Raw genomic sequence first — 14519 nt, forward strand, 5'->3', positions numbered from 1 at the left:
AGAATTTCTTGACGACCATAGAGCATTGGAACCACCTGATCCCATCCCGAACTCAGCAGTGAAACGATGCATCGCCGATGGTAGTGTGGGGTTTCCCCATGTGAGAGTAGGTCATCGTCAAGATTCAAATCCAAAGCCCCTGTCTGCGATGCAGACAGGGGCTTTGTCTTTTTCGGGCCATAACTTTTAGGCTAGCGCGTCCCTCGCGTTGAAGCGCGAACTAGCCATGGTCCTCGGGTCAGAACTGGTAGCTCACCGTGGCGCTCACATTGCGCTCTTCCCCCATGTAGCAGTAGTTCAGGCTGGCACACGAAGTGATGTAGCTTTCATTGGTAAGGTTGTTGGCGTTCAAACGCAGATCCACACCCGTCAGGCCGACCTTCCCGAGGTCATAGCCGATCGAAGCGTCCAACAGAGTGTAAGACGGTACCTTCATGCTGTTTTCCGCATCCACCCAGCTATACCCTACGTATCGCACCCCAGTGCCCAACCGGAGCCCATCCAGAGCCCCCTGGCGGAAGTTGTAGTCAGCCCACAGCGAGAACATCTGCTTCGGCGCTTGGGTTGGTGAGTTGCCCTTGTTGTCCAGGTTGCTCGACACCAGGCTCGGCATCGACTTGGAATATTCGATATCGGTAAAGGTATAGCCACCCAGCAACTTCAAGCTGTCGGTCAGTTGCACATGCGCCTCCAGCTCCAGCCCTTGCGAACGTACTTCACCCACCGGGCGATAGAAGTCTTCGTTCGGCTGTTTCGACGCCAGATTTTCCTGCTCGATGCGGAACACCGATGCGGTGAACAGATTGTCGCTGCCTGGAGGCTGATACTTCATGCCTGCTTCCCATTGCGTACCCTCGGTAGGCGCTAATGGGCGGCCGTCCTGATCGGATACGGTATTGGGGTTGAACGACTCCGAGTAGCTGACGTAGGGCGCAATGCCGTTCTCGAACAGGTAGAGCACCCCGGCACGAGTAGTGAACTTCGAGCGCTGATCACTCACCTTGCTGTCGCTGTCACGGTTCTCTTCAGAAACCTTCACCCAATCCTGGCGCAGCCCCAGAGAAAAGCGCCATTGGTCCAGCTCCACCAGGTCCTGCAGGTACACACCCGTTTGCTGCAAACGCCGCTGATAGCGGTTCTCGCCCAATACCTGAAGGTTGCCATTACCGTACTGCGGGTTGCCGGCATCCAGCGGGTCGACCGTCCCATAACGCCACGTCACGTCGGCCTTGCGGCGCTGGTAGTCAGTACCGAGCAGCAAGGTGTGTTTAGCGGCGCCGGTAAAGAATTCTGCCTGCAGCATGTTATCGATGATGAACGAGTGCAGGCGTTCGTCGCCGCCGGTGTAGGCACGGTTGAGGATGTTGCTGTCGGCGTCTGCCCAGCCGGCGGAGTACACCTGATCCATCGACACGTCGGAGTCTTGGTAACGGAAGTTCTGCCGCGCGGTGAATACGTCGTTGAAGCGATGTTCGAACTGGTAGCTGAGGGACTGTTGGGTACGCTCGTAGTTGTCGATACCCGGTTCACCCTCAAAGAAGTGATCTGACAGGCGCAAGCCATTGCGCTGGTGCAGCATACCGTCGGCAGGGTTACCGCCGTGGTAGCCACCGTTGGGGTCGTGCTGCAAATAGGCTTGTAGGGTAAGCGAGGTGTCTTCGTTGAAGTCGATGCTCAAGGCGGGGGCTATGGCATAGCGTTCTTCCTCGCTGTGGTCGAACTGGGTGTCGGACGTGTCGGCCAGGCCTGTCAGGCGATACGCTATACGCTGACCGGCATCCACAGGGCCGCTGAAGTCGAAACCCATGCCACGCTGGCCTTGAGAACCGACCCGCGCCTGGATCTGATGGTAGGGGGTAAACAGTGGCTTCTTGGTGGTTAGCGCTACCAGCCCACCCGGTGAGCTGCGGCCATACAGCACCGAAGAAGGCCCTTTCAGAATGTCGATGCGCTCAAGAAAGTAGGGGTCCACTTGCATGGTGCTGTAGGTACCGTTGTCGCCCATCGACTTCAGCCCGTCGACGTAGATATTGTCCACCGATCCGTCGTTGAAGCCGCGCATGGCCACATAGTCGTAGCGATGGGTGGCCCCGTAGGGGTTGGTCAGTACGCCGGGGGTGTAGCGCATGGCCTGGGCAACGGTCTGAGAGCCTTGGTCGTCGATCTGCTGGCGGGTCACCACCGAAACCGATTGTGAGGTCTCCACCAACGGCATGCTGGTCTTGGTGGCCACCTGGCTGTGCGTGGCGTTGTAACCCTCTGTGCTACCCAATGCATTACCAAGGGTGAAGCTGCGGATATCGGTATCTGGCAGTGACAGGGCTGCGTCCTGGGGCTGTGCCTGCAGCACATAGCTGCGTCCATCCTCACTGACGGCTTTTAGGCCGCTGCCATTGAGCAACTGGCGCAGCGCCTGTTCAGTGGCGTACTGCCCCTGCAACCCGTTGGATTTCAGGCCACCGGTGAGCTGGGGTGTGCTCGACAAGGTTATGCCGGCCTGGCGGGCAAATTCGTAGAGCACATCATCCAGTTGGCCAGCCGGGATCGCGTACCGATGGCTGACGTCGGCGATGTCAGCCGCCATGGATAGTTGCGGGGCGCCAGTCAGGCCCAAGGCCGTACCGAGCAGGGCGGCTCGGATAGCTTTGCGTATGAGCGCTGAGTGCAAAACAGGTCGAAAATCATTCACGCTGAAAATGTGCGTATGCACCGGGGCGTTAGGCATGAGGAGTCCGTTGGGGAGTTGAGGGCGGTAGGGGTCAATTACTGTCCTAGCCGAACTGGCACTCAAAACCCGCCAAAAAACTGAGCGCCGCCATACGCTTTTACGTCGCCCGCGTTATCAGGCCACGCCTTCCACTCGCACCCACCAGCGTGTGCGTTGGCGCAGCCGCACAGGCAGCGTCTGCGGCAGCAGCTGTATCAACTGCTCGGGGTCCTCAAGCCGAAATACCCCTGACAGGCGCAAATTGGCAATCTCGTCACTGCAACCCAGATAGCCATGACGATAGCGGCTGACTTGGGCAAGAAAGTCGAACAGGCGCATACCCCGGGTAATGATCAACCCCTCGCTCCAGGCCATCGCGTCCATGTCCACGTGTTCCAGCCGCTGCGCACCCTTTGCATCTATGCGCCAGTCCTCGCCGCTTTCGATCCACTGCAGCTGGCCATCGCTAGATTTGCGGATCGCGACTCTGCCATGACTGACACTCACCCGTGTGCAGCCGCTGTCCTGGCGTGCCACGAAGCGCCCATCGAATCCTTCCAGCAAGGCGTTCCGCGTTTGTACTAGCAAAGGGCGCTGCGGGGTCGCCGTTTGGCCGCAGGTAACCATCAGCTCGCCGTGCTTCAAGCGGATCAGCCGTCTCTGCTCGTTAAAAGCAAGGTCCACTGCAGTGCGCGTGTTGAGTTGCATCAGCGAGCCATCTGGCAGTGTGAAGCTACGCCGCTCACCCGTGTCTGTGGCGTAGTCTGCAGTCCAGGCATCAAGCGCATCCGGGTCTTTAGTCAGCCACGCTGCGGTCCCCACCAAGGCAACACCGCCTAACAGTTTCAGCGCCTGCCGGCGGCGTAACGCTCGCTGGCTGGTTTCCAAGGTCTGCAGCGCTAAGCCGGCGCCGGGAATGGCGCGCAAGTCGAGGTCCTGATGAAGGTGGTTCACCCGTTGCCAGGCCAGTTCATGTTCGCGGTGAATATTGCGCCATTGTGCGCACTCTTGCTCCAGAGCCGGGTCATGGCCACTCTCACGCAGCCTCAGCATCCACTGGATAGCCTGCTTGACCGCTGTTGCACCAGGACGCACGACAGTCATTGGCTCAGCACTCGTCTTCGTAGCGCAGCACGTAGCAGTGGTACAGCGCATCGGCGATGTAGCGCTCTACGGTACGCACTGAGATGCCCATCTGCTCGGCGATGGCCTGATGCTTCAATCCCTCGCACTGTGCCAGCAGAAAGGCACGTCGCACTTTCGGCTTGAGGCCATCTAGCATGCGAGCTACGCGTTCAAGAAGCTCCAGCAGCAGCTCACGGGTTTCGGCCGAAGGGGCCAGTGCCTCTGGTACGTGGGCCAAAGCCTCGAGGTAGGCTCTGTGCAGTTCCTCGCGGCGCCAGTGGTCGATTACCAACCCGCGTGCGACTGTGCGCAGAAAGGCTCGCGGTGTATTCAACTGCAGTTGCTCGCGGCGCTGCAGTAGGCGCACGAAGGTGTCCTGAGCGAGGTCTGCGGCATCGGCGGCATTGCCCAGCTTGCTGCGCAGCCAGGCATGCAACCAGCGGTGGTGGTCACTGTAGAGCGTTTGCACGAAGTCGTTGCTGGGCATGGGGGAGGGTGTCGACATCAATGGACATGAATGATAATTAGTCTCATTGTTGGCGGTGTTACACCAAATTTGCAACCCGTCTTCACGCAACCTGCGCGGCGGGCTAGCGCCCCAGTTGGCTATCCAGGTATTTGCGGATTACCTTCGCACCGCCATTGAGATGCTGTTCCAGCACCGTAACGGCCTGATCCACCAGCTTGTCACTGGCTGCATCTACCAAGGCGTTGTGATCATCCTGGGTGAGCTTGCCCAGTCCCATGGACGAAAGATGAAACCGCAGGAAGCGTTCCTCTTCATTCAGCTCGTTTTCAATCAGGCGCAACAGTTTCTTGTTCGTCGCCTTGCTGTAGAGAGTCATGTGAAACAGCCGGTTCAGGCGACCGAGTTCACTGTGGCGGGTTTCGTTCTCCAGTTGCTGGATATACCCGCGGGCGGTAGCGATGTCGTTGGCATCCAGCAATGGTATGGACTGGCGCAGCGCTTCGCTTTCAAGCAAGACGCGCAGGGCATAGGTGTCTACAGCGTCTTCGCCGATCAGCGGGGCAACCACGGCGCCCTTGTGCATTTCCACCTTCAGTAGGGATTGCGCTTCGAGTTGGCGCAAAGCTTCGCGCACGGGCATGCGGCTGACGCCGAACAGGGTGGCAAGCTCTTGCTGGCGCACCGCCGTGCCGGGTGGCAAGCGACCGTCGAGAATGGCACCACGCAGGCGTTCTTCAATCACACCGCGGGCCTGGTGCGGCAACAGCTGCTCGCTGGCCAGCACATTGCTCAATTTGATTTTCTCGGCCACGTGACGCCTGCCTTAACGATGACTAAAGTTGGATCCAATGACACTAGTAACAGCTTGTAGGGGTGTCAAACCGGTACCGTCTCTGGTACAGGTGCCCCAAAAGCGCGGCTATGGTGGATGAAGTCGTACGCCAAAGGAAGCGGCGAACTGAAGGATATAATCAGAAAGTGTAGGCAAGCTGACCAGCGGGTGCATGATTTCAGGATGCCATTGTCTTTTGCTTTGGCAAGCCGCACCATCGCTCCTTTCGACTGGCCTGAACAGGGCTTCGCAGTGGCGATATCCTGGTTGCTCAAAACAGTTGTACTGCGTGTTGGCCTGGCGGCGCTGCTGGGTGGCGTGCTGCTGGGCGGCTTGCACGCGGATTGGGATTTTTCCCAGATCAGTCGCAAAGCGCAGGCCCTTTATGGCCCTCTGGGTACTGGCCAAAGTCGTATCGACGCTTGGCAGAACCTGATGGTCAGTCAGAGCCAGGGTAGCGAGCTTGAGCGCTTGCAAGTGGTCAACCGCTTCTTCAACCAGCAACTGCGCTATGTCGAGGACATTGACCTTTGGCATGAGGTCGATTACTGGGCCACGCCGGTGCAGGCACTGATCAAGGGCGCAGGGGACTGCGAGGATTACGCCATTGCCAAGTACTTCAGCTTGCGACGCATGGGTATCCCCAGCGAGAAACTGCGCATTACCTACGTCAAGGCGCTGCGGCAGAACCGCGCGCACATGGTACTGACCTATTATTCAAGCCCACAGGCCCAGCCATTGGTGCTCGACAGCCTGATGGACGCCATCAAGCCGGCAAGCCAGCGTACCGACCTGTTGCCGGTTTACGCCTTCAATGGCGAAGGGTTGTGGCTGACGGGTGCCGCTGGCAACAAGAAGGTCGGTGATACCAAACGGTTGTCACGCTGGCAGGATTTGCTGAAGAAAATGCAGGCCGAAGGGTTCCCGGCCGAGCCGGTTTACTGAAGGAGCACAGATGTCACTGTTCAAACAATTGCTGTTGGCCATTTGCCTGTTCCTGGTGGTCGCCTTCAGTGGCAGTTTCATGGTCAGCCTGGAGAGCTCGCGCAGCCAGTACGTCAACCAGTTGCGCTCGCACGCGCAGGATGCGGCGACCGCGCTGGCGCTGTCGCTGACGCCGAATATCGATGACCCGGCCATGGTCGAGTTGATGGTGAGTTCAATCTTCGACAGTGGGTACTACGCAAGCATCAAGGTCGTCGACCTTGGTTCCAACGCCGTGCTGGTAGAGCGTCACGCCGAGCCGGACCCGGGCGGTGTGCCGCGCTGGTTCGTGCACCTCATCGGCCTGGAGGCTGCTGGCGGCGATGCCATCGTCAGCCGCGGCTGGCAACAGGCCGCACGCGTAGAGGTGATCAGCCACCCGATGTTTGCCATTGCCAAGCTCTGGCAAAGCGCCCTGGGCAGCCTAGGCTGGCTGCTGCTGTGCGGTGCGGCCAGTGCCGTGCTTGGTGCCCTGCTGTTGCGTCGGCAGTTGCGGCCGCTGGACTACATGGTCGAGCAATCACACGCCATCGCCCGCCGTGAATTCCTCAGCCTGCCGGAGCTACCGCGCACTCCAGAGCTACGTCGCGTAGTGCAGGCGATGAACCAGATGGTCGAGAAGCTCAAGGCACTGTTCACCGAACAGGCCGAGCGCAGTGAGCGGCTGCGGGCCGAGTCGTACCAGGACAGCCTGACCGGGTTGTCCAACCGTCGTTACTTCGAAATGCAGCTTAATACTCGGGTAAGCAACCTGGAGGACGCGCGCGCCGGCTACCTGCTGTTGCTTCGTGTCCAGGGCCTGGCCGGGCTGAACGCCCGCCTGGGCGGCCAGCGTACCGACCAGTTGCTGCAGGCAGTAGGTGAACAGCTGCGCCGTACCTGTGCCAGTTTCCCGGAAACCAACGACCTGATCTCTCGCAGCCGCGGCGGCGAGTTCGCGGTGCTGGCGCCGGGCATGGTGCATGAAGAGGCCGTGCATCTTGCCCAAGCCCTGGAAACAACACTGCAAAGCCTGCATGAAACCGGCGCCAGTGATATCGACCCGGTGGCCTGCATCGGCCTCGCGCCGTTCAGCCCGGGTGATTCACCGCAAGCGCTGCTCAAGCTCGCCGACGAGGCCCTGGCCCGAGCCGAGAACCAGCCAACGCCGGGCTGGGTATGCCTTGAACAAGGCGTGGCTGCAGTTGCCGCAGACAGCCAGCATGCCTGGCATGAACGGCTCGACCAAGCGTTCATCAACGGTCATTTCGAGCTGTTCTTCCAGCCGGTGGTGGATTGCGCCACAGCGCAACAGGTGTTGCACCACAAGGTGATTTCGCGCCTACAGGATGGCCACGGCGATGCTCTGCCGGCGGGGCGTTTCCTGCCCTGGCTGGAGCGCTTCGGCTGGATGCCGCGGCTTGACGTGCTGGTACTGGAGAAAGTGTTGGCGCACCTGCGTGGGCATGATCAGATGCTGGCGCTGAATCTCTCCGCTGCAACCCTGGCTGACCCCAAGGCCCTGCAGCGAGTTTTCGAGCTGTTGGGCCAGAATACGGCGCTCGGCCCGCGACTGGTTTTTGAAATTGGCGAGGAGCAGTTGCCTGAGCAGGCTGCCCTGGAGCAGCTCACCCGGCGTCTGCACGGGCTTGGTTTTGGCCTGGCGCTGCAGCGCTTTGGCGGGCGCTTCAGCATGATCGGCAACCTGGCGCACTTGGGCCTGGCGTACCTGAAGATAGACGGCAGCTACATCCGTAACATCGACCACGAGCAGCACAAGCGGCTGTTCATCGAAGCGATCCAGCGTGCAGCGCACAGCATCGATTTACCGCTGATTGCCGAGAGGGTCGAGACCGAAGGTGAGCGGTTGGTGTTGCAGGAGATGAGGGTGGGTGGGATTCAGGGACAGTTGGTGGGTGAACCCGCGCCCTGGCGCTGAGTTCTTCGCTGGCAGTCTGGCCCTATCGCCAACAAGGCAGCGCTCACTGATTTTGCACTTGGCTTTAGCCCGATGCAGTCGGTGTAGCAGCTGGATTGCCGGCGATTGGGGCAGCGGGCCACCAGGATCAGTGGCCAGCCTCATCAACGCTCGCGCAGCGCCTCAGAGCGCGCTTTCATGATCGGCTTGAGCAGGTAGCTCATGATGGTCTTCTTGCCGGTCATGATATCCACCGTCGCCACCATCCCCGGGATGATCAGCAGTGGCTTCTCATCGGTACCCAGGTGGCTGCGATCGGTGCGCAGCTTGATCAGGTAGTACGTGGTCTTCTTGTCTTCATCGGTGATGGTGTCGGCGCCGATCTGCTCCAGTTTGGCCTTCAGCCCGCCATAGATGGTGTAGTCATACGCCGTGAACTTGACCGTCGCCTCCTGGCCCGGGTGCAGGAAGGCAATATCCTTGGGCAGGATCTTCGCTTCTACGACCAGCGTGTCGTCCAGTGGCACGATTTCAATGATATCGCTGCCTGGCTGGATGACCCCGCCAATGGTGTTCACCAGCAACTGCTTGACGATACCGCGCACCGGCGACGTCACCATGGTGCGGTGCACCCGGTCATCCAGCGCCTTGCTGGTGGCGGTGGCCTTGTTCAGCTCGGTGCGCGCCTCGTTCAGTTGGGTCAACGCCTCACTACGGAACTTGCCGCGGGTCTCCTCGATCTTGCTCTGCACTTCGCGCACGGCCGCTTCGGCCCGCGGGATGGCCAACGTGGTGGAATCCAGCTGGCCACGGTTTTCCACCTCAGCGCGACGCAGGCGCAGCACTTCGACCTGGGAGATCGCCCCGGTGGCCACCAGCGGCTCGGACATGCCGATTTCCTTGCGTAGCAACTCAAGGCTGTTGGCGTACTGGGCGCGTTTGGAGCTGTACTCGCGCAGTTCCTGCTGGCGCTGGACCAGTTGCTGCTGCAGGCCGCCAATCTCGTCCTGCAGTTGCTGGCGCCGGCTTTGATAGAGCGATTCCTCGTTCGCCGCCTGGCTTGGTGCGGCTTTGCGTAGCTCCTCATCGATTTTCAGCGGGGTGTCCCCGACCTCGGCACTCAGGCGTTCTACCCGCAAGGCCATGGCCAATCGGTCGGCCTCGGTTTCACCCACGTTGGAGGCGAAGCGGGTTTCATCCAGGCGAAGCAGCGGCTGGCCCACTTCGACGATTTGCCCTTCCTTGGCGAAGATTTCAGCGACGATGCCGCCCTCCAGGTTCTGTATCTTCTGCACCTTGGAAGACGGAATGGCCTTGCCTTCACCCCGCGTGACCTCGTCGATGGGCGCAACGCTGGCCCATACGATCAGAAACACGAAGAACAGGATCACACCCCAGATGGTCAGCCGCACCACCCGCGGAGCATCCTCGATGAGGGCCTTGTTGACCTCTGGCAGTGGCTGGCCGCCGAGTGAGTCAGAACCTTTGAAGTAGCGCCGCAGGCTGTCCTTGAACTGCCCCATATCCAGCTTATGCAACACTGATCTGCCCCTTTTTCAGCGCATCCATGACCGCGGCTTTCGGGCCGTCGGCGACAATCTGCCCGCGATCGATCACGATCAGTCGGTCTACCAGTGACAGCAGCGACGCACGGTGGGTGACCAGCAATACGGTCTTGCCTTCCACTACCGCTTGCAGGCGCTGCTTGAGGCGTTCTTCACCGGTGTTGTCCATGGCGCTGGTTGGCTCGTCCAGCAGCAGGATCTGCGGGTTGAGCAGCAGCGCACGGCCCAGGGCGACGTTCTGCCGCTGACCGCCGGACAGGTTCTGCCCGCGTTCACCGACCTGCAGCTCGTAGCCATCCGGGTGCAGCCGGGCGAATTCATGCACGCCAGCCAGTTCGGCGGCCTGGAGGATCAGTTCGTCCTCGATGTAACGGGCCCCGCTGACCAGGTTGTCCCGCAGGGTGCCGGCCAATAGCTGAATGTCCTGGGGGACGTAGCCGATGTTGTGGCGCAGCTCGCTGACGTCGATCTGGCGAATGTCCACGCCATCGACCAGCAGCGAGCCGCCATCAGCCTCGTACAGGCCGACAATAAGCTTGGCCAGCGAGCTTTTGCCCGAGCCACTGCGGCCGATGATGCCGACCTTTTCGCCGGGGCGAATGGTCAGGTTGATGTTCTTCAGCGCCAGGTTTTGCTGGTTGGGGTAGGTGAAATCGACCCCACGAAACTCGACGCTTCCCTGCAGTACCTTGCGGCTCAGCGGGCGCTCTTCGAAATTACGCTCTTGCGGCAGCTCCATCATGTGGTCGGTGGAGACCATGGTCACCTTGGCCTGCTGGTAGCGCGCCAGCAGGCCATTGAGCTGGCCCAGCGGGCCGAGGGCGCGGCCGCTGAGCATGTAGCAGGCCACCAGGCCGCCCATGCTGAGGTTGCCGTCGATGATCAGGTACACGCCCACGCAAATCATGGCCACGCCGGCCAGTTGCTGGATCAGCAGGGTGATGTTCATCGCCAGGCTCGACAGCACCTTCACCCGCAGCTCCAGGCGGCTTAGGGTGCCGAGCGTCTGTTCCCACATGTACTGGCGTTCGCTCTCGGCGTTGTTGACCTTTACCGCATCCAGGCCGGCGAGGGTCTCGATCAGGCTGGACTGGCGCTCCGAAGCCAGCGCCATGGTCCGCTCCATGGTCGCCATCAGCGGCCGCTGCAGGGCGTAGCCGATGCCCAGGGCCAGCGGGAAGGCGATGACCGGGATCCATACCAGGTGCCCGCCAATGATGGCGATGACGATCAGGATCAGAATGGTGAAGGGCAGGTCGATCAGGCTGGTCAGGGTCAGCGAGGCGAGGAAGTCGCGCAGGCCCTGGAACTCATGGATGTTCTGGGCGAAGCTGCCGACCCTTGCTGGTCGGTACTTCATCGACATGCCGACGATGCGCTCGAACAATGTCGCCGAAATGATCAGGTCGGTCTTCTTGCCGGCGAGGTCCAGGCACAGGCCGCGCAGGCCCTTGAGGATCAGGTCGAAGATGTAGGCGCCGGCGATACCGACGGCCAGCACCCACAGTGTCGAAGTGGCCTGGTTGGGCACCACCCGGTCATACACGTTCATCACGAACAGCGGCGCGGCCAAGGCGATCAGGTTGATCACCAGGCTAGCGGCGATAGCATCGATGTACAGCCACTTGCTGCGCAGCAGGGTGTCGCGGAACCACGATTTGGCCCGCGGGATGAGGTTGCCGTGGTTGACGTCGAACTTGTGCTGCGGCTGGGCGAAGAACACCCGGCCGCTGTAATCGCTTTGCAGCGCTTCGCGGCTGACGTGCACCTCGCCGCCATCGCTCTCGCTGAGCAGCAGGCGTGCGGTGTCTTCGTTCTCCCAGCCCAACAGGACGGCGCTTCGGCCTTCCTTCAGCAGCAGCATGGCTGGCATGGCGATACTGGGAATCTGCTCCAGTTTGCGCTGCAGCACGCGCCCTTGCAGGCCGGCACGGGCTGCGGCGCGAGGCAGCAGCTCGGGGCTCAGGCGCTGGGCGGGTAGCGGCAAGCCGGTGGTCAGCATGACCCGACTGGCAGGTTTCTGATGCAGGACACACAGGCTCAACAGACTATCCAGCAGGGGATCGTCATGCTGACTGCGTGGATCGTGGCTGAGTTGGACTCGACTGACTTCGGATTCCACGCGGCGCTCTCTTCATCCTTGTGGTGGGTGGGGTGGGTGCACCGCCGCTCATGCGGGCCGGCTCACCCTGGCTTTCAATGGTGCGGGCAAGCGCAGGGAGTAATTCCCGAAGGCTTGAGCAGCTGACCAATGTTCGCCTTGAATCGATGTTGAGTAAACAATTCTACGTACATCATTTTTACCAGACGCGGGGCAGGCCTGAATGTTTCATCTTTGATACACCCCCCGTTAGGGTGAGCCGCTGCAGGTCCATCGATATTCAGCATAGCCATGGTCGGTAAACAGGCGCTGTTTTATTGGCGACGTGTTGTAACTTCTTAGTCAAAATTCATCTATAGAAAGCAGGTCCCTGGACCGTCTTCATTCAATAGTCGCAAGCGGGGCGCCGATCATTTGGAAGGCATTTATCGCTCGCTTGTGGGTCATCTCTTTGATTTGTCACACATCGCTGAATTCGACCTCGCCCGATTACCAGCGTAGGCACGCATCGACGGCGACCGGCCAGTGGCTGGGCCTCGCTATCGTTTCGCCCTGGAGGCCCTGATAGGCAAGGTTCGTGCTTGTTAGCCGAGCAATAGTCCGGGCAGTCGGAAGTGGCCTGAATATTGGCGCCGGTAACCGTGAAGGTCCGCGCTGGGCAGTCATCCAGCCGCTGGTTTCCAGGCAGCCGAGGTGAGTGGAAGTGAACATCGGCCGAGGATTTTTCGCGCGTGAGATGACGTGCGACATTTGCCCGCAAGAAACGCTTGGCTAAGGTACAAATATCAATGTGACATTACATTGCCGATTGTTTAGGATTGCATGTATAAGGTCAATAGTTTGGCAGTTAAGTAATTCCAAACAGTTATAGACGGAATATTGACGTCAAAAAACGTCAAAAGATCATCGACATAGTTCCGCCTGAAGTGGCCAACAAGCGCCGCTCTGGCAGGGAAGTACCCACCGGGTCACACGGAGAGTCCAATGAGCAGCGTTGTAGCCATCGTCAAAAGCATTGTCGGCCAGGTTATCGCGGTATCCCCAGAGGGCATCCGGCGTGTACTCATTGAAGGGGACCGCCTGTTGGCTGGTGAGGAAGTGCTCACTGGGCCTGGTGGCGCAGTTACCCTGGAACTGGCGGATGGCCGCCTGCTGGACCTTGGTCGTGACAGCCAATGGAGCGCCGACGCGCCGGATAGCAGCACCGACCTGAGCCAGGCGACCGCCCAGGCCGCGCCGTCGGTGGAAGAGCTGCAACAGGCGATTGCTGCGGGTGTCGACCCCACTACCGAGCTTGAAGCTACTGCGGCAGGCCCGTCGGCAGCGGGCGGTGGCGGTACGCTGGGCGGCGGCCACAGCTTTGTGATGCTGGAAGAAACCGCTGGCCGGGTAGACCCGACGGTTGGTTTCCCGACTGACGGGTTGGGCTTTGCTGCCGTGCTCGATAGCGAAGAAGTGGGTCTGCTGGATACCAATGGCAACAACCTGGTGACCACGCCGACGACGGACACCAACGTTGCGACTGACCTGATTCTTGGCGCCACTCCTTCCATCAGCGAAGCGGGTGGCGTAATCGTTTATACCGCCACGGTTGGCCAGGCACCCACTACCAACCTGGTAATCACCTTGTCCAATGGCGCCGTCATCGTCATTCCGGCCGGGCAAACCAGCGGTAGCGTCAACGTCGTGGTGCCGGCGAACGACACGCCATACATCGACGGTTCACAGATTTCTGCCACCGTCACAGGGAGCACCGGTGGTGGCGGCCTGACCGTAACATTGCCGCAGACACCGGCCGTTACCCAGGTGACCGATACCATCGACACCACCACGGCAACCCTGACAGCTTCGCCTAGCGTGACCGAAGGCGGTGTGATCACCTACACCGTGACCTTGAGCAACCCGGCTCAGACCCCGGTGACCGTGACCCTGTCCAATGGCCAGACCATCACCATTGAAGCCGGCAAGACCCAGGGCAGTGTCGACTTCCAGACCCCGGCGAACGACGTCTATAACAACGGCTCGACCGTCAGCACCACCATTACCGGCGCAACCGGCGGCAACTTCGAACAGCTGACCCCGAATCCGACGCCGGCTCAGACCACGATCAACGATTCGGTCGACAACACTACCGCGACCCTGACGGCGAACCCGTCGGTGACCGAGGGCGGTGTGATCACCTACACCGTGACCCTGAGCAACCCGGCTCAGACTCCGGTGACCGTGACCCTGTCCAATGGCCAGACCATCACCGTTGAAGCCGGCAAGACCCAGGGCAGTGTCGACTTCCAGACCCCGGCGAACGACGTCTATAACAACGGCTCGACCGTCAGCACCACCATTACCGGCGCAACGGGCGGCAACTTCGAACAGCTGACCCCGAATCCGACCCCGGCTCAGACCACGATCAATGATTCGGTCGACAACACTACCGCGACCCTGACGGCGAACCCGTCGGTGACCGAGGGCGGTGTGATCACCTACACCGTGACCCTGAGCAACCCGGCTCAGACTCCGGTGACCGTGACCCTGTCCAATGGCCAGACCATCACCGTTGAAGCCGGCAAGACCCAGGGCAGTGTCGACTTCCAGACCCCGGCGAACGACGTCTATAACAACGGCTCGACCGTCAGCACCACCATTACCGGCGCAACGGGCGGCAACTTCGAACAGCTGACCCCGAATCCGACCCCGGCTCAGACCACGATCAATGATTCGGTCGACAACACTACCGCGACCCTGACGGCGAACCCGTCGGTGACCGAGGGCGGTGTGATCACCTACACCGTGACCCTGAGCAACCCGGCTCAGACTCCGGTGACCGTGACCCTGTCCAATG

The 14519-nt window shown here is 60.5% G+C and carries 9 protein-coding genes and 1 rRNA gene; 4 read left to right on the forward strand and 6 right to left on the reverse strand.

Features of this window, described 5'->3' with window-relative positions; translation table 11 throughout:
• Nucleotides 1-7 precede the first annotated feature (7 nt).
• Nucleotides 8-123: ribosomal RNA gene (gene rrf / locus OO258_RS27000) — 5S ribosomal RNA — on the forward strand.
• 115 nt (nucleotides 124-238) lie between these two features.
• Here rrf and OO258_RS27005 read toward each other — a convergent pair.
• From OO258_RS27005 to OO258_RS27020, 4 genes are all read right to left on the reverse strand, one after another.
• Nucleotides 239-2653, reverse strand: a complete 2415-nt coding sequence (locus tag OO258_RS27005) for a TonB-dependent siderophore receptor (protein ID WP_266034920.1) — start codon at nucleotides 2651-2653, stop codon at nucleotides 239-241.
• A gap of 189 nt (nucleotides 2654-2842) precedes the next feature.
• Nucleotides 2843-3811 carry a FecR domain-containing protein gene (locus OO258_RS27010; protein ID WP_266034905.1) on the reverse strand — a complete coding sequence of 323 codons (969 nt, stop codon included), beginning with the start codon at nucleotides 3809-3811 and terminating at the stop codon, nucleotides 2843-2845.
• A gap of 4 nt (nucleotides 3812-3815) precedes the next feature.
• Nucleotides 3816-4319, reverse strand: coding sequence for a sigma-70 family RNA polymerase sigma factor (locus OO258_RS27015; RefSeq protein WP_110748337.1), 504 nt, complete (start codon nucleotides 4317-4319; stop codon nucleotides 3816-3818).
• A gap of 103 nt (nucleotides 4320-4422) precedes the next feature.
• Complete coding sequence (locus tag OO258_RS27020) at nucleotides 4423-5112, reverse strand: GntR family transcriptional regulator (RefSeq protein ID WP_266034907.1); 690 nt, start codon at nucleotides 5110-5112, stop codon at nucleotides 4423-4425.
• Nucleotides 5113-5316: 204 nt separating this feature from the next.
• Here OO258_RS27020 and lapG point away from each other — a divergent pair, with 204 nt between their 5' ends.
• Nucleotides 5317-6078 carry a cysteine protease LapG gene (gene lapG / locus OO258_RS27025; RefSeq protein ID WP_266034910.1) on the forward strand — a complete coding sequence of 254 codons (762 nt, stop codon included), beginning with the start codon at nucleotides 5317-5319 and terminating at the stop codon, nucleotides 6076-6078.
• A gap of 10 nt (nucleotides 6079-6088) precedes the next feature.
• A complete protein-coding gene (lapD, locus tag OO258_RS27030; RefSeq protein ID WP_266034913.1) occupies nucleotides 6089-8035 on the forward strand; it encodes a cyclic di-GMP receptor LapD in 1947 nt (648 codons plus the stop codon).
• Between the two features lie 143 nt (nucleotides 8036-8178).
• Here lapD and OO258_RS27035 read toward each other — a convergent pair whose 3' ends face one another.
• Together OO258_RS27035 and OO258_RS27040 are read right to left on the reverse strand one after the other, a co-directional pair.
• On the reverse strand, nucleotides 8179-9537 hold the full coding sequence (locus tag OO258_RS27035; RefSeq protein ID WP_177410792.1) for an HlyD family type I secretion periplasmic adaptor subunit: 1359 nt from the start codon (nucleotides 9535-9537) through the stop codon (nucleotides 8179-8181).
• Between the two features lie 7 nt (nucleotides 9538-9544).
• Nucleotides 9545-11701: a type I secretion system permease/ATPase gene (locus tag OO258_RS27040; protein ID WP_110748324.1), complete on the reverse strand. Its 2157-nt coding sequence runs from the start codon at nucleotides 11699-11701 to the stop codon at nucleotides 9545-9547.
• 963 nt (nucleotides 11702-12664) lie between these two features.
• On the opposite strand from OO258_RS27040, the gene OO258_RS27045 reads away from it, so the two are divergent.
• Nucleotides 12665-14519: retention module-containing protein (locus OO258_RS27045; RefSeq protein ID WP_266034917.1), on the forward strand; the 1855-nt coding region annotated here is incomplete at its 3' end.

Origin of the sequence: Pseudomonas sp. DCB_BI (assembly GCF_026240995.1) — a bacterium.
Taxonomy (GTDB): domain Bacteria; phylum Pseudomonadota; class Gammaproteobacteria; order Pseudomonadales; family Pseudomonadaceae; genus Aquipseudomonas.

Coding starts and splice junctions, on each gene's coding strand:
- OO258_RS27010 (WP_266034905.1), bottom strand. CDS start 3,811: ATGACTGTCGTGCGTCCTGGTGCAACAGCGGTCAAGCAGGCTATCCAG.
- OO258_RS27015 (WP_110748337.1), bottom strand. CDS start 4,319: ATGCCCAGCAACGACTTCGTGCAAACGCTCTACAGTGACCACCACCGC.
- lapG (WP_266034910.1), top strand. CDS start 5,317: ATGCCATTGTCTTTTGCTTTGGCAAGCCGCACCATCGCTCCTTTCGAC.
- lapD (WP_266034913.1), top strand. CDS start 6,089: ATGTCACTGTTCAAACAATTGCTGTTGGCCATTTGCCTGTTCCTGGTG.
- OO258_RS27035 (WP_177410792.1), bottom strand. CDS start 9,537: ATGGGGCAGTTCAAGGACAGCCTGCGGCGCTACTTCAAAGGTTCTGAC.